Below are 24,571 nucleotides of genomic sequence, written 5' to 3' on the forward strand. Positions count from 1 at the left end.
GCTTGGTCATTCAGACTTAACTTAAGGTAAGCATTTACATATTTTATCCGTATAAAAATTACTCTATGCTGGTTTTTTATTGCATCGTAAAAGGTGTTTATCGTATGTCTATTCAGTACAAGGTTAATCAGTCTATTACCTCTGCTCAATTCATTGAGCCTCTTGTCTAAAACCTCCCTTGGTGCGCGTCGTCCCATTGATAATACTGAGACCATTGAAGCCATGTTAAAACACGCTAATCTGCTGATTACCGCATGGCAGGGTGAGGCGCTTGTTGGTGTGGCGCGTTCGGTGACAGATTTTGCCTTTTGCTGCTATTTATCAGACTTAGCGGTGGATGAATCTGTACAGGCATCGGGGATCGGTAAAACCCTGATTCGAATGACCAAGGAAGCCTTACAGCCCAAGTGCTCTTTGATTTTATTGTCTGCGCCGCAAGCCGTAGCGTATTACCCTAAAATTGGCTTTACCCAACACAACAGTGCATGGGTGCTGACGAATATTGATGACTTAAAATAAGGAGTCTATTAGGCAAGTAACCAACTGAATTATATAGGGTTTTGTAGGTCGTGGCTTCAGCCCGACAAAACGTGATTTGTCGTCACGAGTTTTTTTGTCGGCCTAAAGGCTCGACCTACAAGCAAGCTATCCTCTTGAAGAAAGGCTGCTTAGATCTGGAATTGACCCACTTCATTGTCTACTTGTTGTGCAAGTAGGCTAAGCCGTTTCGATTGTTCCACACCGGTTTGGCTTTCTGAGGCTAAGTCCGCAGCGACTTGACGAATGATCTCGCTGTTTTGGCTGATTTCATTGGTGACAGCGGTTTGCTCTTCTGCGGCAGTGGCGATTTGTGTCGCCATGTCAGAAATACTAACAATGGCGTTAGCGATTTCTTCTAGACTTTGTGTGGCGGCATCGGCATCGGCTACGCTGGTTTGAGCTTTTGCACTGCTGTTTTGCATCGACACAACAGCTCTCGATGTTTGTTCTTGCAGTAACTCGATCATTTTTTGAATTTCTTCCGTCGAGGCATGGGTGCGCTGTGACAAGGTACGAACTTCGTCGGCGACCACAGCAAAGCCACGACCATGTTCACCGGCACGTGCGGCTTCAATGGCGGCGTTTAATGCCAATAAGTTGGTCTGCTCCGCAATGCCTATAATGGTAGCGAGAATGCCGCTGATTTGTTGGGCATGCTTATCTAGATCGGCTATCTGTTGTGTAGCGGCGCTGACTTCGTTGGCCAGTTCATAGGTAGAATGACGGCTTTTTTGTACTTGCGCACTGCCTTTATTTCCCAGTTCCACAGAGTGACCCGCGGCTTTAGCGGTTTGCTCTGCATTGCCAGCGATCTCGTGGGTTGCCGCTGCCATTTCAGTTACTGCAGACGCCACCATGTCGATTTCTTGTTGCTGAGTCGCCACACGCGAGGCGCTTTGTGTTGAAGAATTCGATACTTTGTGTGCTTCGTCTGCCACATCTTTGGACAGCGTTTTTAGTCGTTCAACCACACCGTGCATATGGCCCACAAAATCGTTAAAGCCTTGTGCCAATACACCAATTTCATCGTCGCGTTTTACTGGGATGCGAGCGCGTAAATCGCCTTTACCTTTAGAGATATCTTGTAACGCATTAGAAACTCGATTTAGGTCACTAAAGAGGACTTTGAACAACCAGTATAAAAAGCAAATAAAACCGATTAAGAGAAGTAAAGCGGTGACGATTTGGCGAATCAAGACTTTATAGACAGGTGCCATTAGTTCACTTTTGTCCATAGTAAAGATCAATGACCAATCCGTGCCTGGAATGGCTTGTCCATAAGCAAATACCTCTTTTCCATTTAGGGTTTCTTCCGCTAACTTGTCTTCCTTGATCAAATTAGACAGAAGTTTAGGGGCAAAAATCGAAGAGATAGACTCGGCTTTTTTCATCACCATGTCTCTGTCTGGATGGGCAATAATGTCGTTGTTCGACGCCACCATCATGGCAAAGCCTGACCACTGGGACGTTAAGCTCGCCAACTTGTTTAGACAGCTGATCCAAACTGAGGTTAGCGCCAACCATGCCAAATGTTTGTCCATTTCGGTTAACAGGATTCGTTAGAATTATCACTAAATCTTTGGTGGTGGAGCTGAGATTTGGTCCAAGTATGCTGGCTTTACCTTTGCTCATGGCCTCTCGGTACCAGTGTTGTTCGCGGGGATCATAGTCAGGTCGTTTGGCATCGAGTGCGGGATCTTGGCGATACATATTGCCGTCGTTGTTGCCGTAATAAGTTAGCGCAAATTGGCCGCTATCGAAGGCTTGTTTGATCGCGATATAGGGCGATTGTTCTGGTGCGCGTTCTAAGGTATTGGCAAGCGAGGTGGCAATGACTTTACGGCTATTTAACCATTCACTGGTATTGTCACCATAGGCACCAGCAAAGTGACGCACGTCTTTCAATAAAGAGTCACGCATTTGCTGGGTGAGCGACAAGGTCGTTTCGGTAATGAGGTAAGCTGTCGTTATGACGACCGCTAAAATACTGACACTCAATAAACGAGTGCGCAGAGAAAGAGTCATTCAGATATCTCCAATAAAAAAAGGGCGTAGCATTGTAGTAATGCTTACGCCCAAAGAGGTTTAAGGTACGCTAAAGCACGAAGGTGATTAGCAGGTTAAATAATAAAGCGGCGGCAAATCCCAATGGTGCGGCACGGAATAGGAGTTGTGGAAAGAGCTTGGTGCGGCTTTCCTCTGTTGGGCAAGCGCCCAGCATCAAACTACCACCTGAAGAGAAAGGCGAAATTGCCGTGGCTTGTGCACCGACAACAATACAGATGAACAGCATCATAGGATCCAATGACAAGCTTTGTGCAATGGACGGTACGATTGGGAAAAGCGCAGGTGTTACGACGCCTAAGGTACTGGCAAACAGAGACATAAATGCGGCAACAATCCCAAATACAACAGGAACAAATACCGCAGGGATAGAGGTGCCAATCCACGAGGCAAGGTCGTCGATGGTGCCGGCTTTGATAGCAACCGAGATCAACATACCCACACCACAAATCATAATAAGCGTAGACCAAGGCACAGAAGCAATGGCTTTGCGTTCATCGCCTAGTTTCAACAACAGCGCAATGACAGAGAACACACTGGCAATTAAGCCAATGTCCATTTTTGAATTGATGAAGCTAATCGTCTGATTATCAGGGAATACTAGGTGTGAAATTGGCGCAAGCAATACTAAGCCCATCATAACCAGCGTTAGTATGAGTGTTTGGCGTTGTTCTTTATTAAACGCCGTGGGCGCTTCTATTTGAAAGCCGCCTTTGGCGATCGTGCTACGGTGTTTGGTGAAGAAAATCAGCGCCGTAATCACGATGAAAGGTATGATAGCTGAGCTTAGAAAAATACCAATAGAGTTGATAAAGGCTTGGTTTTCTGTGATACCGGCGTTTGTCATGATACCGCGGAAAATAATGCCGCTCTGACTAGACATAAAGTTCGCCCCCGTTAGTGCCCCATAACCTACCGACATCGAGCCAATTACCATACTCATGCCAGTACGCTGGCAAAGCAGTAGGGTAATAGGCGCCATAAAGGCTAATACCGTGTAGTAGCCTGCGCCCAAAGCCGAAATAATCGTTGTGGTAATGAAAATGGCGTAAGGCAACAGATGGGGGAAATGGCGGCAACGATACATGAGATGCTCGGCCAGCTTTTCCAAGGTGCCATTGATGATGGCGAAGCTATAAAACAAAGACACAGAGAAGATAATAAAGAAGATCTTCAGAGGCCACATTTTAATGATGTCGTTTGGGCTTAGTCCCAGTGCAAAGCTGCCAATCAAGTAGGCAAAGGCAATGGCAAACAGTCCGATATTAATACGAGTTTTATAGCCGAGAATGATGGAGAGTAGTATGGCTCCAACAACAAGTAGACTCATTTTGATGGTTCCTTTTCACACTGCCTGGTTGGCAATTAAAATTTAAATAGCTTGCTTGGGTTCGTTATCAGGATCTGCTTGCGTTCATCCATGTTTGGCAGTAATGCTTCCATAAACTGGTATTGTTCTGGGTAATCGGTTTGTGATTCGAACTGGGTATGTGGCCAGTCACTGCCCCACAATAAAAGTTCTGAGTGTCCATAAGCTGAGCGCAAAGTGGCTAACATGGTTTGTGCTTGCTCGAGGTTGGCATCACAGCGATAGGCTGCTGATACCTTAGTCCAGATAGGCGCACCGCTGCTTAATAAATCTAAGAAGTCTTGATGGGCAGGATTGGATACTTGAATGCCCGTTGAAGTCCGTCCAAAGTGATCGACAATAATCTCTACGCCTGATTCTAAAATAGCCGGTAGAAAACTGGCTAAATCGTCGATTTCTCGCTGAATTTCTACCACCCAGTTGCGCTGTGCCAATTTACTGAAAAAGCTCTGCCACAGCGGTGCTGTGTAATCTTCCAGCGGCTTTTTAATAAGATTAAGACGAATGCCAACCACGCCGGCTGCGTTCAAATCGTCCAGCTCTGTATCACTGATGCTAGGATCGACAACTGCAATGCCTTTTAACTGTGTTGCGTGTTCGCGCAGCGCAGCCAGCATAAAGTGGTTGTCTGTGCCCAAAAAGCTTGGTTGAACCAACACGCCATGAGACACATTGTGTTTGGCTAAGTGATCTAAAAAATCTTCGGCCAGTGCATTGTATTCTGGTGCATATCGACGCTGTTCGGCCATAGGAAGGTCAGTGCGAAATAGATGCGCATGAGTATCGATGCCTGTTATTAATGGTGATAGATGCGTTATTTGAGAATCGTGTTTTGTCATTTTTTATTATTCAATGTGAAAGATTAGTGTAATTTTTTGTAATTCATATATATGAATATATGTCTATATGATTGGTAAGTCAACAATCGTGGATCTTCTGTTACCTGAGTATTAGAATAGGCCCTACTAAAAAGAGGCTCACCAATTAAGGGACTCGCTAACAAACGCTTATAAATAAGAGATGATAATGACTTTTTTCAAGCATGGGCGGGATAAACGTTTGCCGCTGTATCAACAGGTACGTGATGAATTGCTAGAGAACATCAGCGCGGGGATTTGGTTGCCGGAGAAGCCTATCCCGACAGAAAGTGAATTAACCAAAAGCTATGGCGTAGCCATTGGTACGATCCGTAAGGCCGTGGATACGCTAGTGAATGATGGTTTGCTTTATCGAAGCCAAGGTCGTGGTACTTTTGTGCGTCGACCAGATTTCAACGCTTCGTTGTTTCGATTTTTTCGTCAGATGTCTGCGGATGGACGTTTTGTCATGCCGAAAAGTCAGCTGTTATCAAAAACCATGAAACAACCGTCTAAGCACATTGCTGATGCGTTAAACCTTAAGATAAAGGATCGCGCCATTTGCCTTGAACGTCTGCGCTTTTTGGAAGATCGCGTGGTGCTAACGGAAGAAATTTGGCTGCCTGCGTCGTTATTTAGCCGTCTGATTGATCTCGAATTGTCCGAGTTTGGTAATTTGCTTTATCCATTTTATGAGCAAGAATGCGGTCAGCTTATCGCGTCAGCAAAAGAAACCTTAACGATCCAATCGGCCAATACCCGCATTGCAGGAGCATTAAACATCGCTGAAAACAGCCCCGTTGCGGTGATTGAACGAGTGGCTTATGGTTACGATAAAACGCCCTTGGAGTACCGCATTTCCCATGGTGCTGCAGAGACGTTTTGTTATCAAATAGAGATTACTTAAACCGTTAAGATAGTGCTTGACCAACGCCGCTTGCTAACGCTTACTACTCGTTATGTTATGCCGTGCAAATGAGCGGTATTTTGTAATGAATAGAAGGACTTTAAGGCGTTAATATGAAGATTACTGATTTACCCTTTGGTGTTACCGATTGGCAAGGCGTGGAGAAAACCACCCACAAAGGTGAAAGTGGCTTTGCCTACTGGCAGACCAAACAATTTGGCGATATTCGTGTACGGATCGTGACTTATTCGGCGGGTTATTTAGCCGACCATTGGTGTACCAAAGGTCACATTCTTTTTTGTATGAGTGGCGAGCTGAAAACAGTCTTAAAAGATGGCCGTACTTTTGTTCTGTCTGCAGGCATGAGCTATCAAGTGGCCGACGATGCCGAACCGCATCGTTCTTCCACAACAGAAGGCGCAACCCTGTTTATTGTTGACTGATAGTTGTAGATTGAGCACGACTAATAGATTGAAAAAAGCAAAACCACGTAGGTGATTTTGCTTTTATACTTTATGCTCCTCAATCGCTTAATTGGCTGTTATAGAAGACACAAAACGTTGCCGAAAAGCGCTGGGCGTTAGCCCCATAATTTTTTGAAAGGCTTTACGGCAACTTCCCACATCGTCATACCCTACTTGCAAAGCGATGCTTTCGAACGGCAGTGTCGTTTCCTCCAACTTGTCGCAAGCGGCTTGAATACGAAGTCGCTGCACATATTCATTTGGGTTGAATTCAGTGCATTTGGCAAAACGTCTTAAAAAGGTTCTCGGTGTGAGTTTGGCGAGAGCGGCCATGCTTTCGGTGCGTTGCAGTTCGGCAAAATGCCCTTGTAAATGATGTTGAACCGCCAGAATCGCCGCATCGCCATGGTCGAAATTTGGCTGGAATTGCTGATAATAGCGTTGTTCTCTTTTGCCGGTATCAATGACTAACGTTTTGCCTAGCTGACGAACAATATTGGCATTCATCAAGGCTTGTACCAGCTCCATCGCCAAATCCACCCAAGACATCATGCCACCGGCGCTGATCACATCGCCTTGGTTAATCAATATCTTCGACGTGTCCATTGCTTGTTGAGGAAAACGTTCTTTAAACAAACCTTCTAGCGCCCAGTGTGTTGTCATCAGTCGTTTATCCGTAATGCCTGTGTAAGCCAAGAAAAACGCTCCAGCGCAGGCACTGCAAAGCATGGCACCTTGTCGATGTTGTGCGATTAAAAAATCATTGATGCTGGCATTTTTCTCGCTGTAACTGGCTTTCTCCAAACTGGGAGGCAATAACACCGCGTGATAAGGTTGTTGGGTTGCTTGTTTGTTGAGCAGGTTGGCTTCATACAAAATATGCGTTGTGATGCGAACTTCTAAGCCTGCTTCTTCACAGGCTTCATTGGCAAGCTCGAACGTCTCGGCAAAACCATAAACCGCCGACAAGAGACAATGAGGATAAGCAAGCACAGCGATTTGATAATGTTTCAAGGGAAATACTCATTTTGTCAATTTTGGCTTTTAATATGGCAAATTTGACACTGTAATGGAACCCATCGTTTTGCGATGCTAGGGTTCTTGATAACGATCTTTGCAAACAACAGAATAGGAGTCGACCATGAGCCGCACCGCATTATTAGTCATCGATGTACAAAACGATTATTTCGACAATGGAAGCTTTCCTTTATGGAACACAAAGCAGGCTTTAAAAGAAATCCTTAACGCCATTCAAACCGCGAAAGAGCAAGATGCCGCTGTAGTCCTGGTGCAACATGTGGCTGAAAGTGAATCACCACTATTTGCTGAAGGCAGCGAAGGGGTTAAATTACATCAAGCCATTTTAGACGCTGCACCAGATGCGCCTATCGTCACAAAAACACACGCTGATGCGTTTCAAGAGACAAACCTGACGCAAGTGCTAGAAGAACTGGAAGTAGACCGCTTGGTTATCTGCGGCATGATGACGCAAAACTGCGTGACACACACGGCGATTTCAGATGCTGCTGATCCTTACCAAGTCAGCATCCTGCCAGACGCTTGTACCACCCGTGAAGAACTGCTGCATTTTATTGCCCTAGAAGCGATTCAAGCAAAAGTGACCTATACCGATATTCAGCACGCTTTTGAGCGAGTTTAAATCAGTCGCTAACGATAAATAAAAAACGAGTAAAACGCATAAAACTAGAGGGCTGAGTAATTGGTTGGTTAAAAAACGTCAGATAATCAACCACTTTCGAAAAATTATTACATATAAATGGCATCGACTTCTTGGCAAGCGGCAATCATGTCGATATAATCTGCAACGCTTTTAGGGCCTGTAGCTCAGTTGGTTAGAGCATCCGACTCATAATCGGCAGGTCCCCAGTTCAAGTCTGGGCAGGCCCACCATATAAAATAAGCCCCGATAGGTTAGTGAAAACTGACTTATCGGGGCTTTTTTATTGCCTGCGATTTGTGGGGCTTTAGCCAATGATGTTCTCTCTAAGTTAGGTCTGTTTCTTCAGTTCTAGTTGGTTTGCCCGATGATGTTTTTTAATACTGTGGGTATTAAAATGTCCTCCAAGATAAACTGTTTGGTAAGATCTCGCGTTTTTTGTTTAGTGCTGTGAGTGCTGGCGTTAGAGTTTTAGACCGAGTGGTCGTGTTTTTATCTGACCAGCGCTACGCTCTTGATTTGCGCCCAGAGTGTCTTTCCTGTCACCAAGACTAAGTGATCAACGGATCGGTAGGTCAGCCTTGCAATAAGCGTGTTTTGCTCTGTCTGTAAGCGGACTAACGCCATGGCTGGGTCTTTGTCGGCAACAATATCTAGCACGGTGACGAGCAGTTTGTTTAATATACTGGAGTCGTCATGGGGCGAGAGCGTTAGGCTGACGTCGGTAGCGAGTATGCGTACTCGAATGGTTTTTCCTATGTCGTCGCCATTGTTGCGAATCCATAATTCGCTTCCAGCGCAATTGACCTTTGATAAGTGCCAGCGATTGTCTTGTTCAATAATCTGGCCTTGCCAGAGGACGCTGGTGTCATTATTCATTAGCAGTGGCGATTTAAGCTGTGCAAACACCTCCTCGATCGCGCCTTGTGTTGCGACCTTTCCATCCTGCATTAGCACCACGTGATCCGCCAGACGCATGACTTCTTCGACCGAATGGCTGACGTATAAAATCGGTGTTTTAAGGGTGGATTTAAGCTTTTCGAGGTAAGGCAAAATCTCTTGTTTTCTGGCGTTATCTAACGAAGCCAACGGTTCATCCATGAGTAACAATGTCGGTTGAATCAATAATGCGCGCGCAATGGCAACCCGTTGTTTTTCTCCGCCAGACAGCTGTTGTGAATTATTCGCCAGTACGGATTCGATGCCCATTAAGTCGATGATTTGGTCATATAAACCCGCTGGTAAGGGAATGCCGCTGCGTTTAATGGCGTACTCTAAATTGCCCTTCGCGGTTAGGTGAGGAAAGAGGCTCGGTTCTTGAAACACATAACCTAATGGTCGTTTATGAGTCGGCAAGAAAACAGTGTCGCTTTGCCATGTTTCGCCCTTCATCACAAAATGCCCTTGCTGTGCTCGTTCTAGCCCTGCAATACAGCGTAGCAGGGTGGTTTTGCCTGAGCCTGACTCGCCAAAAATCGCCGTTACGCCACTGTCTGGAAGGATGAGGTCGACATTTAAGGCAAAGCGAGAGTGTGGGTGTTGTAAGTGAAATTTGGCGTACAGCCCTTGTTCTGTCTTGTTTGTTTTTTCTAGGCTGTTGGTGTTTTGTGTAGTCGTACTTTGTTTCAGCATTGTTATTTCGCTCCCCATAGAGTGTTTTTCCGTTGGAAGCTATACAGGCTGAGCAACACCAGAAAAGAAAAAATGATCATGATGGCGGCGAGTTTATGAGCTTGATCATATTCCAAGGCCTCAACGTGGTCGTAGATTTGCACAGACACAACGCGAGTTTGACCAGGGATATTGCCACCTATCATTAAGACAACGCCAAATTCGCCGACCGTATGGGTAAAACCTAAGATGGCTGCGGTAATAAAACCCGGTTTGGCGAGTGGTAAAACAATGGTAAAAAATCGATCCCAACTGTTGGCGCGTAAGGTAGCGGCGACTTCTAGTGGACGCTCTCCAATGGCTTCAATGGCGTTTTGTATGGGCTGTACGACAAAGGGCAGGGAATAAAATACCGAGGCTACGATCAGTCCCCAGAAGGTAAAAGGCAGGGTGCCGATGCCGAGTTCTTGAGTTAATTGACCAATGAAACCGTTTGGACCCATAGCGATCAGTAGATAAAAGCCTAATACGGTGGGAGGTAATACCAGAGGTAAGGCAACAATGGCACTGATTGGCCCTTTCAAACGTGAGTGGGTACGTGCCAGCCACCAAGCGATTGGCGTGCCAATTAGTAATAGAATAATCGTGACCGTGGTCGCCACTCTAATAGTGAGCCAAATGGCTTCTAAGTCTGACGCAGAAAGCATGTTGTGATGTTATTCCGTTTTATAGCCGTAGGAGTGAATGATGCGACGGGCTTTGTCACTGCGTAAATAGTCAAGTAAATCTTGTGCAGCAGCGCTGCTTGCGGCGCTTTTTAATAAGACGGCATCTTGGCGTATTGGACTGTATTGATTCGCGGGGATGATCCAGCTTGAGCCTGATTTAATATGCCCTTGGCTCATAATTTGTGACAATGCCACGAATCCTAGGTCTGTATTCCCTGTGCTAACAAATTGATAGGTTTGCGAAATGTTTTCGCCCATGACCCATTTTGGTTGGGTGGCCGTGGTTAGACCAAGACCTTCCAGCACTTCCATGGCGGCCACGCCATAAGGCGCCAGTTTTGGGTTGGCTAATGCGACTTTATTAAAGTCACCGTTTTTTAAACGGTCCTCATTATTATGAATGAAATCCGCTTTGGCTGACCACAAGGCCAGCGCACCAATGGCGTAAGTAAAACGACTGTTTGGAACGACCAGTCCGGCTTTCTCTAAAGCATCCGGTTTGTTTTGGTCGGCGGATAAAAACACCTGAAAAGGCGCGCCGTGTTGAATTTGAGCGACGAATTTACCTGAGGAGCCAAAGGTGAGTGCCACTTTGTTGCCTGACTCTGCCTCGTATTGTTTGGCAATGTCTTTCATGGCGTCTGTGAAATTGGAAGCGACAGCAACATACACTATTTCCGCGTAGAGGGAAGGGCTGACCAGTAAGCCGCCAAACAGTAGAGCGCTGAATAGACGCAAGAAGCGCATGAAGGCATCCTTATCGAATTGTCGTGGATAGGGCTGATATTGATGCGTTGTATATTGCGTTATACAGTCAGGTGGCGCAAGTCTGCGGTATTTTCTATTTATCTTCTCTCTGTTTATTTTCTAAATAGGCACTCGATATCGATGTCGTCTATTTGGCTGTCTGGTAAAAATTTCTGTGCGTATTTTAAATAGGTTTTACTGGTTAAAAAGAAACGGAACATCTGTAGGTCAAGGTGACCTTCTTGGCACATTTTGTACATGATATCGATGGTAACACTGATGGGGTTGCCTGTTTTGTAGGGGCGATCTGACGCTGTGAGTGCTTCGAATACATCGGCGATCATCAGTACTCTGTCTGGAATACTCAGTTGTTCTGCGCTGAGTTTGCGTGGGTAGCCTTGGCCGTCCATTCTTTCGTGGTGAGTGGAAGCGTAATGAGGGACTCGACTGAGCCTCGGGTGGAAAGGGCAGACTTTCAAGCATGGTGATGGTGCTGATGATGTGTTCATTGATTTTAAATCGATCTTCTTTGGTCAGTGTGCCTTTGGGTATGGTGAGATTGTAGATCTCACCTTGGTTATATTGGTGTTCTGGTACAGCCATTTTTATGCCTAATAATGGATCAAATGTCATTTCTTTGAAACGTGGAATAATGTGCTCAGGTTTATCCGATAATAGATTTTCTGTTATGCCTTGCTGTGCTCTCTCTTCATGATTTAGATCGACTGTTTGGGTTTGTGTGGTTCGCATGGTTTCTTCTGCGGGCGATAAGCCTAAGCGGTCGCTAAAGTGTCGTGTCCATGTCTGTGTGCCAATGTCTCTGACTTTTTGTTGGTCTGCTTCACTCATGAACTCGCTACCAAGGTTGGCTTTGGCAATAAAAGCAAATTGTTCCTGTAAGGCGGTTTGACGTTCTTGCCAGACTTTTAAAGCCGCCTCTGGGTTTTGTTTTTCCATGTGCACTGCATGTAAATACGCTATTTCGGCATCCCGCCATAGGACCTCAAAACGAGTGCGGATTTCATGAATACGATTATAGAGGCATTCCAGTTTGGAGTCCTTGTCCATAATGTGTTCAGGCATGGTGATTTTTCCGCAATCGTGCAGCCAAGCCGCAATGCGAAACTCTAAGCGTTCATTGGCATTGGCGAATTGGAAATCTTTATAAGTGGCTCTCTTGGGTTTGTTCCAGGGCCTCAGACAGCATTAATCCCAGTTCTGGTACTCGATAACAATGACCGCCTGTATGAGCCGATTTATTATCAATAGCTGTAGCAATCAGGCGGATTAAGGCCTCTAAAAATTCTTTTAAGCTCTCCTCATGTTGTTTGATATCTTGTGACATGGCGACAAAGGCGTTAGACAGTTGCCAGATTTCTTTGATGTGTGAATCGGTGAATGTGACATCGTCAAATTGACGTTGTTTTATCTTCTCGGTTTCGCGTTGTAATTGTCTAATAGGGCGCACGATGGGAGCGCTGAATAGCCAGATAATAGGCAATAGAACGACCATGACCAGAGCACTAAACAGTGCGGAATGGAGTGCTTCTTCGGTGGCGTGTTGAAACAATAGGTCTTTAGGCAAAAGCATGGCTAGGTATTGTCGATTCAATATGTCATTACCGATGGCGGTGACAAACACATAATATTGCTGATTGTCTTCTTTTTCGATCAGCATGGGTTGTTGTGCATTTGGGTCATTGGCTAGGTCGATTAAACGTTTGAGGGAAGTACCAAGGTAATCCTGTAAAGATGGAATAGGAGGTGTTTTGTCTGAGTCATGGAGTCTACTATTTGAGGCGAGAATGTTGCCATTTTGGTTAAACAAGACCGCTTGCTCTTGGCCATTTAAAAACGTTGATGAAGACAACGTCAGTTGATCTGATAGGGAAGAGAGCAGTATGTCTAAGCCAACGACCTGTTCGGTATTGCGGATTCTTTTGGCATAGGTCTGCCCCGATATTTGTAAGTGCTGAAAAAGATAGGGATCCGTTTTATATATGTGGTTTTGCTCTGATGCCACAAACCATGGTCGTTTTGTGGGGAAGAAATGGCTGTTTTCAGTCTTTTGATGATTTAAACGCAAGGTATCAGAATAGTAATAAGTGCGGCGTAGCCGTTGTTCTCCGAGGCCTGAAATATCGACCGCGGCCCAACGGTCATCCGTTTGAGCCTCCCATTCGTTGTCTTATGTCTTTGGCTGAGTCCAAGTTAACGATTTGAAAAAAGTTCTCTTGTTTGTCACCAATATAAAGGCTGTATAGCTCTGGCCGTTCTCGTAAAAATGCGCTTAATAGGCTAGTTTTGTCTTCAATAGTGGCGCCTGATAAGTCTGAAACGATGAGTTCTGCTAGTAGGTTAACGGTTTGTGTGGCGTCTTTCTCTAGGCCGTGAACACTATCTCTCATATGAGCTGACAGTAAATTCATATTAGACAGCATGTGAGTAACGGCTATATTTTTACTGGCATTGTATTGTAGCGAAATAGCGATACCTGCGGTAATCACAATGGCCATCAGGAACATATTGGCAACGAGTATTTTGATAGGGAAGCGTCTGAACGTAGGCTTTTTAATCGTCACTATTTTCTTCCATGGTCTATGGGTTGAGTTGGTGTAAACGGGACGCTGTCGTCTTTTAATAGAAGTTGAACTTGAGGTTTTTTGCAAATGTTTAGCTAGTATAATGGACGTTTTTTACGGGTTTATGAAAAGAAAGGTTTCTTATTCGTTTTTCTTATATAAGTTAATGATTTTTCCGTCTTATCCATTTGGTCAGCATTTTGTTAAGATGGCCCTAACGTATCGATTTTCTGTTTCTAGGTAGCAGGAAAGACGATGTTCTATAAGTGATTTTTTAAGGTTTTCCTCCATGTTGTATCCCATTCTTAACTTAGCGGTGTTCGCTTTGTTAATCGCGTTGTTGTTTAAATTACAAAAAGCCAAAAAGACCTTATCCACGCAAGTATTTACTGGTTTGGGTTTGGGTGTGGTGTTTGGTGCGGCGTTGCAATTCATCTATGGTGTTGACAGTGCAGCTAATAATGAGACGTTAGAGTACGTGAGCATTGTTGGCTATGGCTATGTTAGCTTGCTAAAGATGATCATTATGCCGTTGATTTTGGTGTCGATTATTGGTGCCATTGTGAAGGTAAAAGACACGGAGCTCTTTGGGCAAAATGTCTGGCTCTATCATTGGTATTTTGCTGGCGACGACAGCAGTGTCGGCTTTAATCGGCGTGTTTGTGAGTAACCTATTTGGTTTGTCTGCAGAAGGTATCGTACAAGGCGCTCGTGAAATGGCACGAGGCGCGGCGTTAGAAACTCGTTTAGAAGGGTTGGCTAGTGTATCCTTTGCTGACATGATTACCTCTTTCTTTCCAGGTAATCCTTTTGCTGATTTAGCGGGAAGTCGTCCTACTTCTACTATTGCTGTGGTTATTTTTGCTGCTTTTGTGGGTGTGGCTGGTGTGACTGTTGCGCGTAAAGAGCCAGAGTTAGGAGCAAGTTTCGAACGTTTTGTTGATGTAGCTCAATCTATCGTTAGAACCTTGGTGCGTATGGTGCTAAGCCTTACGCCATACGGTATTCTTGCTTTGATGACCAAGGTGGTTGCTGGGTCCAATGTGTCTGATATTTTGACCTTGTTAAACTTTGTCGTAGCGTCTTATGTGGGCTTGGCACTTATTTTAGTGATGCATCTATGCTTGTTGGCGTTTAACGGCATTTCACCCCTTCGTTACTTTAAGAAAGTTCTACCGGTATTGTTGTTTGCTTTTACGTCTCGCTCAAGTGCAGGAACGATTCCGCTGAATATCGATACTCAGGTGAAGCGTCTTGGAAACGGTGAAGGTGAATCGAATTTTTCGGCTTCATTTGGTGCCACTATGGGGCAAAATGGTTGCGCAGGTTTGTATCCAGCCATGCTCGCTGTGATGATTGCACCAACAGTGGGGATTAACCCATTAGATCCGAGTTTCATTATTTCATTGATTGCTATTGTGACTATCAGCTCATTTGGTATCGCAGGTATTGGTGGGGGCGCGACATTTGCAGCCTTGATCGTGCTGTCTGCCTTAGATATGCCAGTTGCGTTAGCTGGTTTATTAATATCTATCGAACCTTTGATCGATATGGGGCGTACTGCTGTGAACGTTAATGGTGCAATGACAGCTGGGACTATTACGTCGAAGTGGTTAGGACATTCAGACGCAGGTTTGTTTGCACGCGATGAAGAGCCAGAGTTAGAGCTGAAAAACAGTTAGTTCCATTTCAGACTGTAAAGCATAAAAAACCACCTAAGCGGTGGTTTTTTTATGCTGTTTACTTAGTTTTTACGCGATGAGTAACGACTAATTGTCGCTGCTTGGTTTGCGGTTACGGCGAGCAGGGGCTAGCGGTTTACTGCGCAGTCCTGGACCTGGTGTCACTTCGGCTTTCGGCGCTGGGCGACGATTACCTGACTTGGGCGCATTGCCTTGTCTTGCGCCACCTTGTTGATCGCGTGGTGCTTTGGGTTTTTTCGGCTTGTTTGGTTTAATTGGACGTGTATCTAGTGTTGTATCTGGCAACATGTGCGTTGGTATGAAGTCGTCTTCGTAACGGCGTTCAATAAGCTTCTGAGTCAAACGCTCAATAGCGCGTAATTGATCTAACTCGTCAGCAGCAACTAATGAAATCGCTTTTCCTGTCGCGCCAGCGCGTCCTGTACGGCCAATACGGTGAACGTAATCTTCTGCTACATCTGGTAAGTCAAAGTTGACCACGTGAGGCAGTTGTTCAATATCCAATCCACGTGCCGCGATGTCTGTCGCCACAAGAATGCGAATGCGGCCTTCTTTAAAGTCAGATAGGCTTCGAGTACGTGCGCCTTGGCTTTTGTTGCCGTGAATGGCGCTGGCACGAATGCCAGCGTCTTCGAGTTGTTTGGTGATCTTATTGGCGCCGTGTTTGGTGCGTGAGAACACCAAGGCTTGGTCCCAACGTCCCTCGGAAATCAATTGAATCAATAGTTCCGTTTTGCGTTTCTTATCGACAGGGTGCAACCACTGTTCAACAGACACGGCCGTGGCATTGCGCGGCGTCACAGAAATCTCGATAGGGTTGTTTACCAAGCCCTTAGCAAGTTGACGAATTTCAGGTGAAAAGGTCGCAGAAAACAAAAGGTTCTGGCGTTTCTTCGGCAGAATCGCAAGGATTTTTTTAATGTCATGAATAAAGCCCATGTCGAGCATGCGATCTGCTTCATCCAATACCAGTATTTCGAGCTTGTCGAATTTCACCGCGTTTTGGTTGTATAGATCCATCATACGACCAGGCGTAGCGATCAAAATGTCCGCGCCGCGACGCAGTGCCATCATTTGTGGATTGATCTTCACGCCACCAAAAACCACAGTAGATTTTAGAGCAAGATGACGTCCGTAATCTTTTACACTTTCCGCCACTTGGGCTGCCAGTTCTCGCGTTGGTGTTAAGACCAATGCACGAACTTGATTGCCTTGTGCGTGTTCGCCTTTGCTAAGCAGTTCAAGCAAGGGTAAGGTAAATCCAGCTGTTTTACCTGTGCCGGTTTGAGCTGCGGCCATCACATCTTGACCTTCAAGGATAGCGGGTATAGCCTGAGCTTGTATTGCAGATGGCTCAGTATAGCCTTGGTCTTCAATGGCTTTTAAGATGGGGGCAGAAAGCCCAAGTTTGTTGAAACTCATAGATGTTCTCATGTTATATCAAAGGCAGGCGCAAAGCTGAATGGTCAGGTTATGCAAGAATTGTGCGAAGCTTACCTTATATCTGATGCACATGCTATGTACTATCAAGTCAAACTCTTCTAACGTCCACTGAGACCGCTAATTGTTGGGAGCCGCCGCCCTCAAAAATGACGCCTTGCAATGGCGTGACATCCGAATAGTCTCTGCCCCATGCGGTAACGATATGCTGTTCATTTGGCATTAGATCGTTCGTAGGATCAAATTCTACCCAGCCAAAATCCGGTGTGAATATTGCGAACCAAGCGTGAGAAGCGTCTGCACCGACCAGTTTTTCTTGCCCCGGTGGGGGCAAGGTTTCTAAGTAACCACTCATGTAGCGAGCTGGAATGCCAACCGAGCGCAAGCAGCCGATGGCTAAATGGGCAAAGTCTTGACACACACCACTGCGTTGCTTTAGCACTTGTTCGAGAGGAGTGGCAACGGTTGTGGTGCTAGGGTCGAATTTAAATTCGCTGAAAATTTTGTGAGTAAACGCCATCGCGGCTTGTAAAACAGGCTCATTATCGGCAAATGTGCTTTGAGCGTACGCTTTTAAATCCTCTGAACGGCGAATTTGTGGTGAATCTAATAAGTATTCTTTCGCCATCCGCAGTTCTGGCGTGTTGGGTGCGTTTAACATGGCCCGTAACTCACCGCAACTGAGCGTACTTTGTGTTTGCCATTCGAGCACGTTAAGTGACGTGATTTCAAAGTCGGTTGTGACGTCAATTACCAGTTTTTTATGTGCTTCTTGAATCGAAAAATAGAAAGTTTGATTACCAAAATAATCCTCCCCATCGTTTTGATACACGGGGGGCGGATTAATCTGTATTTTCTGATGAAGACAGCGTTGGTTTCGGGTGTCGCGCGGCAGTAGATGTGCCATGTTATAGCACAAGCTGACAGGCGCACCGTAAGTGTATTCTGTAATATGGCGAACGCGATATCTCATAGGCGAGTTCCTTTGATTGCGTCGGTCAATGATTGAGGGCCAGCAGTATGATCAAAATACTTGTCACTAATGAGTACCGTGAATTGCTCTAGTTGTTCTAGAAGCTCGGTCATTAAGGCTTCTAATTTGACACGGCTTTGTGCTTTTTCATCGACTTTAGCAAGGTCTTCTAAATCGGCAAGTTGAATGTCGTTTAACGACTTGATGATAATTTTATGCTCAGGGCTGGCCCGGCAGTTGCACTGTTGTTACGTGGTAATTCGATAATGTACTTGCGTAATTGATCTACTTGATACAATAAAGAGCGTGGGTTGGTGCCGTCAATCATCAGCAAATCCAGTCCGTAGGCAACCCGGGCTCTGTTACGGTAGCGGCGACGGAAGGAAATAAGGGCTTCCACACTTAATAAAACCGATTCTAAAATTTGTTGCTGAGGTGCTGACGGTAGTGGTTTGGTCAGGGCGGAACGAAGCAGGGTTGCGGTTTGAAGCGCGCGCTCTGTGCGGCGACCAATTTCTTGGAAAGTCCAATCGAGACCACGCAACATACTTTCATGATTTAAACCAGACAATGCTAATAGTGAGGTAACAAGGCTGTCTAGAGATTCTTCTGGTGCAGAAGGTAAGCCATTGGTGTAGGCGCGATCCAATTCATGAATGTGATCACGCAACTCGTTAATAATGATACGAGTGTCCGCAGACAGCATTTCTTTGACTTGTTCACTGCAGCTAAGCATGGCTTGTAGGTTGGCTTTTACGGAACCTGCTCTACTGCCATCGGTGATAATAGATACTAATTCGGCTTCAGGGTGAGCAAGCATGTCATCATCAGCTTCCATGAAACCCGGTAAACAGCTGGTTTGCGTAGAGGCCATTTCCAGCAAAGTGCGTTGGCTTTCTTTGGGGAGAGGATCTACGCCGTTCATTTGCTTAAAAATGGTACGCAGCAAACGCATGCTGATTTCAGCACGTTCGGCGTAGCGTCCCATCCAGAATAAGTTTTCAATTACTCGACTAGGTAGGTTGGACTGTAATGCTTCATCGTGTAGAAGAACCTGTTCGATTTGATGAGAGGTTTGTTCTTCTGGCTCGGCTGCCAGTATCCAAGTGTCTTTACTTTTTGAGCGACTAATATTCGAGACAATGGCTTCTTGAGACGATTCGCCAGTGCGTGATAACCCTCCGGGCATCACCGTGTATCCCGTTGGGTTAGACACAGTAAAAGCACGCAAAATACTCGGACGAGCTTGTATTTTGCCGTCTAACCAAATGGGGGACATGGACCCGGGACATAGCTTTGCGCCACATAAAAGTGAGGATGTTTTTTGATCTTTTCTATCAGGCTAAGCTTTTGTTTTTCTGTCAGCGTGTGACCATAGGCACTGCTACTGTCATGGCGACGAATGGCCGGTTTAATAATTAAACTTTGTATGTTGGCAAGGACGTAATGGAAATCGTCATGGTCACCGCACCACCATGTCGCCACGGAAGGAATAGTTAGTTGCTCTCCCATCAAGAATTCACTGATGGCCGGTAAAAATTTAATTAAAGCAGGAGCTTCTAAAATGCCACTGCCTAACGGGTTGGCTAACACGACGTTGCCTGCTCTAACTACTTCTAGTAAGCCTGGTACGCCAAGAAAGGAGTCTGCTCTTAGTTCTGCTTGATCGCAATAGGCGTCATCTACACGACGTAAGATAACATCGACACGTGCCAAGCCGTTGAGCGACTTCATCCATACAGCGCCATTACGTACCGTTAAGTCACTGCCTTGAACAAGGGAAAAGCCTAGGTAGTTTGCAAGATACGCTTGTTCGAAATAGGTACTGCTTAATGCTCCAGGGCTGAGTACAACGATACGTGGCGTGTCTGTCCATTGGCTTGCTAACGACGATAACATGCTTTTGAAAGATAAAAAGAAGCCAGCAAGTCGACGTACTTGGCTGTCTCGGAAACTGTTAGGAATCACACGTGAGACGACAGCACGGTTTTCCAACGCATAACCCGCACCATTAGGTGCTTGGGTTCTGTCCCCAATGGCTTGAAACTGTCCACTTGGATCACGTACCAAATCTACTGCGTGTAGCAATAGTTGGTGAGCACCAGGTACAGTTACGCCATGGCATTGGCGTAAAAAGCCCGGATGACTAAAAATGATTTCAGAAGGAATGATGCCGTTTTTCAGTAACTCTTGTGAACCATAAAGATCTTTTAATAAGAGATCGAACAAGGTTGAGCGCTGTGCTAAACCTTGTTCGATAGTAAGCCATTCTTCGGTTTGAATAATATTCGGAATAAGATCCAGCGACCAAACACTGGGAGTGAGTGGGTCGCTGCTTAAATTATAGGTGGCGCCATCTTCACGAAGGATACGCTGGGCACGACGCTGTCTATCCAGCATTTCCTCATTGGTAAGACTTTCCATGTGACTCATGATGGATTCCCAATGAGGGCGAGGTTGGCGATCTTCCGTGAAGGCCTCATCATAAGCATGCATAGGAGTATCATAGGCGGAAGATAACGTCGGTTTCTCATCGATTACCGACGTTAAAAAAGTACCTGTTTGAAATTGCATAATGTGCTTGAGCCTAAAAAAATTAATTATTAGAGAACATTATACTGCTTCCTTAGATCTAATGTATGCGGATATTCATTCATTGGCTCTTCTGCTGGTGGTGACATGGCACGAGGCACGTCGCCATTCGGGTAAAAAGAGCGCAATGCACTGAAGGCTGGCGGTGGAGATAGCGTGCCTTGAGTGAAGCCATGATCCCAGAAACGGTTAACGCGACGGGCTTCCGCTTCATTGCTATTGACCGGTACATTGTCATAGGTGCGTCCACCGGGTGAGACACATGGTACGTACAACCGCCCACAGATAAACCATTCCATGTATCGATCAAATCAAATATGAGTGGCGTATCGGTTCCGAGTGTTGGGTGCAACGCAGATGGTGGCGCCCAAGCCTTGTAACGTACAGCACCCACATATTCGCCTTTACGACCTGTAGCGCGAATCGGCACGCGACGGCCATTACAGCTCAGTACATAGCGTCCATCGGTTAAGCCAGATAACTTCACCTGTAAACGTTCAACAGAAGAATCTACATAACGAGCGGTGCCCGAGCCGGTAATTTCTTCCCCTAGAACGTGCCAAGGCTCAATTGCCCAACGAAGCTCGATTTCCATGTCATCGATTTTTTGACGACCATAATGAGGGAAACGAAACTCTTCAAACGGTGCTAACCATTCTAATTTGAATGGGAAACCATGGCGCTGAAGATCTTCGACCACTTCTTTGACGTCTTGCCAAACAAAATGTGGCAGCATGAATTTGTCATGCAAGCTGGTGCCCCAACGAACCAAAGGTTTTTTGTACGGTTCTTTCCAGAAACGTGCGACTAAACAGCGCAACAACAGCATTTGCACGAGAGACATGTGCGGATGCGGCGGCATTTCAAAGCCACGGAATTCCAATAAACCTTGTCTACCACTGGCGCTGCCCGCTGCGTAAAGTTTATCGATACAAAATTCAGAGCGATGTGTGTTACCTGTGATATCGACCAGCAAGTTACGCATCAAGCGATCTACTAACCAAGGTTCTTCAACAAAACCAGAAGGCATGTTTTGGAAAGCGATTTCCATTTCATACAAGGCTTCATCGCGACCTTCATCTGGACGTGGTGCTTGACTGGTTGGGCCTATGAACATACCAGAGAAAAGATAAGACAAGCCAGGATGATGCTGCCAGAAGGTGACCAAACTTTGCAGTAACTCAGGGCGACGTAGCAGCGGACTGTCTGCCGGTGTACGGCCACCAAGCGTTACGTGATTACCACCGCCTGTGCCAGTATGACGACCATCCAGCATGAACTTCTCTGCACCTAGGCGAGAAAGATAGGCTTGGTGATACAGGGTTTCGGTATTGTGAACCAACTCTTTCCAGCTGGCTGCGGGGTGAATATTCACCTCGATAACGCCTGGGTCAGGAGTGATCAGAAATTTTTGCAGGCGTGGATCTTTTGGTGGTTCATAACCTTCGATCACAATAGGCAAATCCAGCGTTTTTGCTACGTCTTCAAGCTGTCCAAGTACATCAACAAAATGCTCAAGATGCGTCATTGGCGGCATGAAAATATGCAAGCGGCCATCACGCGGTTCGATACACAAGGTAGTGCGAATCACGTTTTTCAACGTTTTTTCTGGCGCTAAAGCAGGCTCGACAGCTGGTTTTTTAGCAAAATGCTGTTTGGCTACGCTGTCTAATACTGGGTTGTCTTTTTTGTTCGCCAAAGGTTGGCGAGGATCAAAGGGGTCTCGCTCAGGAATACGATCTTCTTCGGCTTGCGCTGGCAAAGAATTCAGTGGTAAACGATAACCCATTGGGCTGTCGCCAGGAATCAAGGTGATCACATCACTGCGCATTGGCCAGAGGGAGCTGTTCCAGCTATTTTGATAGCTATCAAACTCCAGCGGTAAGATAAAGCCTGTTGTCGTACTTAATCCTCGGCTCAGTAGCTTAGCGAGACGGCGTCGTTCTAAATCGTCTTTTAAATCGGCTTTGGTTGGATCCGCGTCCACAGGAAGGGATTGTTCCATCCATAAATAGTAAAGCGTGTCTTCATAAGTGCTTTGTAGATATTGCTTATCTAGGGCGAGCTTTTCACACAACAATTCCCCAAAGGCTTGCGCGTCTTTGATGGTGTGTTTGTAGTCTTTGTCTACGCGAGCCAAATATTTGGGGTCATTCCATAAGGCTTGGCCGTCGGTGCGCCAGAAACAACCCAGCGCCCAACGTGGCACTTCTTCACCCGGATACCATTTGCCTTGCCCATAATGGAGTAGGCCGTTAGCACCGAATTCTTGCTTCATTTTGATCAGTAAGTCTTTGGCTAACTTAAGTTTTTCTGCGCCCAATGCACCAGTGTTCCATTGTTCTGAATCCATGTCATCAATGGAGACAAAGGTTGGTTCACCGCCCATTGTTAAACGAACGTCGCCATCTTCAAGCTCTTTGTCGACCGCAAAACCAAGTGCCTTGATGGTTTCCCATTCACCTTCAGCGTACGGTTTGGTTACGCGCGGATCTTCGTGGATTCGCGTCACAATGTTGCTGTAACTAAATTCGCATTCACATTTATCTACAAAGCCGGTAATGGGCGCAGCGGATGCTGGCTCTGGTGTACAAGCTAGAGGAATGTGACCTTCGCCAGCAAATAAGCCAGAGGTTGGATCTAAGCCAACCCAGCCAGCGCCTGGCAAGAAAACTTCACACCAAGCATGTAAGTCGGTGAAATCTTCTTCTGGTCCGGATGGGCCATCGAGTGCTTTTACATCGGCCGTGAGCTGTACTAAATAGCCTGAGGCAAATCGAGCGGCTAAGCCTAAACTGCGCAGTATTTGAACCAGTAACCAAGAGGTATCACGGCAAGAACCTTTCTTTAAGGTTAGTGTTTCTTCGCAAGTTTGAACACCTGGCTCTAAACGAATTCCATAGCCAATTTCGGCCGCTAAACGGCTGTTGATGGAAACAAGAAAGTCATTAATTGGCACACTTTTGCGATCAACAGTGGATAGCCATTTGTCTAATAATGGACAGGATTCAGTAACTTGCAAATAGGGATTCAAGTTCTTTTTTGAGTTCTTTTTTATAAGCAAACGGAAAGGTTTCCGCGTAGCTTTCAACAAAGAAATCAAACGGATTGATGACCGTCATGTCAGCAATCACTTCCACATAAAACTCTAATTTATTGGTTTTTTCAGGAAATACCAAGCGAGTTTGAAAGTTACCAAATGGGTCTTGTTGCACATTGATAAAATGCGTTTCAGGCAAGACTTTCAGAGAGTAGGCGTGAATTTTAGTGCGCGAATGGGCCGCAGGCTTTAGTCGTAAAACGTGGGGGGCCACGTTTACAAAGCGGTCAAACTCATAAGTAGTCTTGTGCTGTATTGCGACTCTAATGGTCATGCAGCGTCTCCTTGCCGAAAATGAAACCAGTTTTCGGTGATCTGGTGATTTATTTCAATGATGGCGATCTGTAGATCATTCAAATGATTGTGGAAATCCTCATCCAAATCTTCCGAACTAACCAGTGGATAATCGAATTCAAGAATTTTATCCACTTTGGCGGTAAGTAACCCTGCTCGTGGCAACTTTGTTGCGGCTTCGCCTATTTGTTTAAAGCAATACGCTAAGGTGCGTGGGAAGCAGGGATCGTTCATCAAAAACGTGGCGGCTTTTGCACCATTGATGGATGTTCTTACGGTGCGGCGATAATCCAAATAAGCACTCTGCGATTTGAGCACTTTTGACCAGGTCACTTGCCCGAGTTGTGTTCTCGCTTCCGGTTCGGATTTCAGCATCAGCGAAACGGCCGCATCAAGAATACGAGTGCCCATGTCAGCACGTTCTAAATAGCGTCCCATAATAAGAAAGTGCCAGCCAGAATCACGGCTCATGGCGCCAGCAAAGAGGCCGATGATTTTTTGGCAGCCCTCGATGATGGTATTTAAGAACAGATGACGTTCCGAACGGTTAATGCCTTGTTTAATGTTTTGCTGAGCATACAGATCGAGTTCGTTAATCAATTCCCATGTTTCTTTGGGTACCACATCGCGGGTTGTGCGAATGTTTTCGCGGACCATTTTTAATGATGACAGCATAGAGCTGGCATTTGTGTCATCCGCTAACAGGAATTTCACTACGTTGCGTTCGTCTTTTACTTTGTAGCGTTGTTCGAAAATTTCTTCGCCACTTAAAATCTCAATAAGATTGTACCAAGATACTTCTATGTCTTTTGGAAGATCGAAAAGTAGATCGTCATACACACTGACCAAACGGGCGGTGTTTTCAACGCGCTCCAAGTATCGGGCGCTCCAATATAAGCGTTCTGCGACTCTAGATAACATG

General features: G+C 45.7%; 22 protein-coding genes, 1 tRNA gene and 2 pseudogenes. 7 read left to right on the plus strand and 18 right to left on the minus strand.

What is annotated here, in order from left to right:
• The first annotated feature begins 162 nt into the window (after nt 1–162).
• Nucleotides 163–519: a GNAT family N-acetyltransferase gene (locus ONZ52_RS09220; protein ID WP_265218329.1), complete on the plus strand. Its 357-nt coding sequence runs from the start codon at nt 163–165 to the stop codon at nt 517–519.
• 149 nt (nt 520–668) lie between these two features.
• On the opposite strand, the gene ONZ52_RS09225 is transcribed toward ONZ52_RS09220, so the two are convergent.
• From ONZ52_RS09225 to ONZ52_RS09240, 4 genes are all read right to left on the minus strand, one after another.
• The gene (locus tag ONZ52_RS09225) at nt 669–1,985 is read right to left on the minus strand and encodes a methyl-accepting chemotaxis protein (RefSeq protein ID WP_265218330.1); all 1,317 of its coding nucleotides are present in this window, start codon (nt 1,983–1,985) and stop codon (nt 669–671) included.
• A complete protein-coding gene (locus ONZ52_RS09230; RefSeq protein WP_265218331.1) occupies nt 1,891–2,565 on the minus strand; it encodes a cache domain-containing protein in 675 nt (224 codons plus the stop codon). The genes ONZ52_RS09225 and ONZ52_RS09230 overlap by 95 nt, the downstream gene beginning before the upstream one ends.
• A gap of 70 nt (nt 2,566–2,635) precedes the next feature.
• Nucleotides 2,636–3,934, minus strand: coding sequence for an SLC13 family permease (locus ONZ52_RS09235; protein WP_265218332.1), 1,299 nt, complete (start codon nt 3,932–3,934; stop codon nt 2,636–2,638).
• 35 nt (nt 3,935–3,969) lie between these two features.
• Nucleotides 3,970–4,812 carry an amidohydrolase family protein gene (locus tag ONZ52_RS09240; RefSeq protein ID WP_265218333.1) on the minus strand — a complete coding sequence of 281 codons (843 nt, stop codon included), beginning with the start codon at nt 4,810–4,812 and terminating at the stop codon, nt 3,970–3,972.
• Nucleotides 4,813–4,999: 187 nt separating this feature from the next.
• Here ONZ52_RS09240 and ONZ52_RS09245 point away from each other — a divergent pair, with 187 nt between their 5' ends.
• Together ONZ52_RS09245 and ONZ52_RS09250 are read left to right on the plus strand one after the other, a co-directional pair.
• Complete coding sequence (locus tag ONZ52_RS09245; protein WP_265218334.1) at nt 5,000–5,737, plus strand: GntR family transcriptional regulator; 738 nt, start codon at nt 5,000–5,002, stop codon at nt 5,735–5,737.
• Nucleotides 5,738–5,850: 113 nt separating this feature from the next.
• Nucleotides 5,851–6,180, plus strand: a complete 330-nt coding sequence (locus ONZ52_RS09250; RefSeq protein WP_111608850.1) for a DHCW motif cupin fold protein — start codon at nt 5,851–5,853, stop codon at nt 6,178–6,180.
• An 87-nt stretch (nt 6,181–6,267) separates the two neighbouring features.
• Here the strand turns inward: ONZ52_RS09250 and ONZ52_RS09255 are convergent, their stop codons facing one another.
• Nucleotides 6,268–7,215, minus strand: coding sequence for a GlxA family transcriptional regulator (locus ONZ52_RS09255; RefSeq protein WP_265218335.1), 948 nt, complete (start codon nt 7,213–7,215; stop codon nt 6,268–6,270).
• 127 nt (nt 7,216–7,342) lie between these two features.
• Here ONZ52_RS09255 and ONZ52_RS09260 point away from each other — a divergent pair, with 127 nt between their 5' ends.
• Both ONZ52_RS09260 and ONZ52_RS09265 read left to right on the plus strand, forming a co-directional pair.
• Nucleotides 7,343–7,861: a cysteine hydrolase family protein gene (locus ONZ52_RS09260; protein WP_265218336.1), complete on the plus strand. Its 519-nt coding sequence runs from the start codon at nt 7,343–7,345 to the stop codon at nt 7,859–7,861.
• 174 nt (nt 7,862–8,035) lie between these two features.
• Nucleotides 8,036–8,112: transfer RNA gene (locus ONZ52_RS09265), tRNA-Ile, on the plus strand.
• A gap of 259 nt (nt 8,113–8,371) precedes the next feature.
• Here the strand turns inward: ONZ52_RS09265 and modC are convergent.
• From modC to ONZ52_RS09295, 7 genes and pseudogenes are all read right to left on the minus strand, one after another.
• Entirely contained in the window at nt 8,372–9,511 is a 1,140-nt protein-coding gene (gene modC / locus ONZ52_RS09270; protein ID WP_265218337.1) for a molybdenum ABC transporter ATP-binding protein, read from the minus strand.
• 2 nt (nt 9,512–9,513) lie between these two features.
• Nucleotides 9,514–10,197, minus strand: a complete 684-nt coding sequence (modB, locus tag ONZ52_RS09275) for a molybdate ABC transporter permease subunit (protein ID WP_265218338.1) — start codon at nt 10,195–10,197, stop codon at nt 9,514–9,516.
• Between the two features lie 9 nt (nt 10,198–10,206).
• Entirely contained in the window at nt 10,207–10,965 is a 759-nt protein-coding gene (gene modA, locus ONZ52_RS09280; protein ID WP_265218339.1) for a molybdate ABC transporter substrate-binding protein, read from the minus strand.
• 113 nt (nt 10,966–11,078) lie between these two features.
• Complete coding sequence (locus ONZ52_RS25360; protein WP_428981175.1) at nt 11,079–11,474, minus strand: HD-GYP domain-containing protein; 396 nt, start codon at nt 11,472–11,474, stop codon at nt 11,079–11,081.
• Between the two features lie 10 nt (nt 11,475–11,484).
• Nucleotides 11,485–12,048 (minus strand): annotated as a pseudogene (locus tag ONZ52_RS09285) (HD domain-containing phosphohydrolase); the annotation flags it as partial.
• A 79-nt stretch (nt 12,049–12,127) separates the two neighbouring features.
• Entirely contained in the window at nt 12,128–12,988 is an 861-nt protein-coding gene (locus ONZ52_RS09290; RefSeq protein ID WP_265218341.1) for a hypothetical protein, read from the minus strand.
• Nucleotides 12,989–13,124: 136 nt separating this feature from the next.
• Nucleotides 13,125–13,547 carry a hypothetical protein gene (locus ONZ52_RS09295; protein WP_265218342.1) on the minus strand — a complete coding sequence of 141 codons (423 nt, stop codon included), beginning with the start codon at nt 13,545–13,547 and terminating at the stop codon, nt 13,125–13,127.
• Nucleotides 13,548–13,836: 289 nt separating this feature from the next.
• Between ONZ52_RS09295 and ONZ52_RS09300 the strand changes: the two genes are divergently transcribed.
• Both ONZ52_RS09300 and ONZ52_RS09305 read left to right on the plus strand, forming a co-directional pair.
• The gene (locus ONZ52_RS09300) at nt 13,837–14,217 is read left to right on the plus strand and encodes a cation:dicarboxylate symporter family transporter (RefSeq protein WP_265218343.1); all 381 of its coding nucleotides are present in this window, start codon (nt 13,837–13,839) and stop codon (nt 14,215–14,217) included.
• On the plus strand, nt 14,144–15,229 hold the full coding sequence (locus ONZ52_RS09305; RefSeq protein ID WP_265218344.1) for a cation:dicarboxylate symporter family transporter: 1,086 nt from the start codon (nt 14,144–14,146) through the stop codon (nt 15,227–15,229). The genes ONZ52_RS09300 and ONZ52_RS09305 overlap by 74 nt, the downstream gene beginning before the upstream one ends.
• Nucleotides 15,230–15,316: 87 nt before the next feature.
• On the opposite strand, the gene ONZ52_RS09310 is transcribed toward ONZ52_RS09305, so the two are convergent.
• From ONZ52_RS09310 to ONZ52_RS09335, 6 genes and pseudogenes are all read right to left on the minus strand, one after another.
• Nucleotides 15,317–16,672: a DEAD/DEAH box helicase gene (locus ONZ52_RS09310; RefSeq protein ID WP_265218345.1), complete on the minus strand. Its 1,356-nt coding sequence runs from the start codon at nt 16,670–16,672 to the stop codon at nt 15,317–15,319.
• Nucleotides 16,673–16,781: 109 nt separating this feature from the next.
• A complete protein-coding gene (locus ONZ52_RS09315; RefSeq protein ID WP_265218346.1) occupies nt 16,782–17,663 on the minus strand; it encodes a transglutaminase family protein in 882 nt (293 codons plus the stop codon).
• Nucleotides 17,664–17,856: 193 nt separating this feature from the next.
• A complete protein-coding gene (locus ONZ52_RS09320; RefSeq protein ID WP_265218347.1) occupies nt 17,857–18,942 on the minus strand; it encodes an alpha-E domain-containing protein in 1,086 nt (361 codons plus the stop codon).
• Nucleotides 18,924–20,237, minus strand: coding sequence for a circularly permuted type 2 ATP-grasp protein (locus tag ONZ52_RS09325; RefSeq protein WP_265218348.1), 1,314 nt, complete (start codon nt 20,235–20,237; stop codon nt 18,924–18,926). The genes ONZ52_RS09320 and ONZ52_RS09325 overlap by 19 nt, the downstream gene beginning before the upstream one ends.
• Nucleotides 20,238–20,266: 29 nt before the next feature.
• Nucleotides 20,267–23,629: pseudogene (locus tag ONZ52_RS09330) on the minus strand (transglutaminase family protein).
• Nucleotides 23,626–24,570, minus strand: coding sequence for an alpha-E domain-containing protein (locus ONZ52_RS09335; protein ID WP_265218349.1), 945 nt, complete (start codon nt 24,568–24,570; stop codon nt 23,626–23,628). Before ONZ52_RS09335 ends, ONZ52_RS09330 begins: the two are co-directional and overlap by 4 nt.
• Nucleotide 24,571 lies beyond the last annotated feature (1 nt).

The sequence above is a fragment of the Marinomonas rhodophyticola genome (assembly GCF_026113935.1).
GTDB lineage: Bacteria > Pseudomonadota > Gammaproteobacteria > Pseudomonadales > Marinomonadaceae > Marinomonas > Marinomonas rhodophyticola.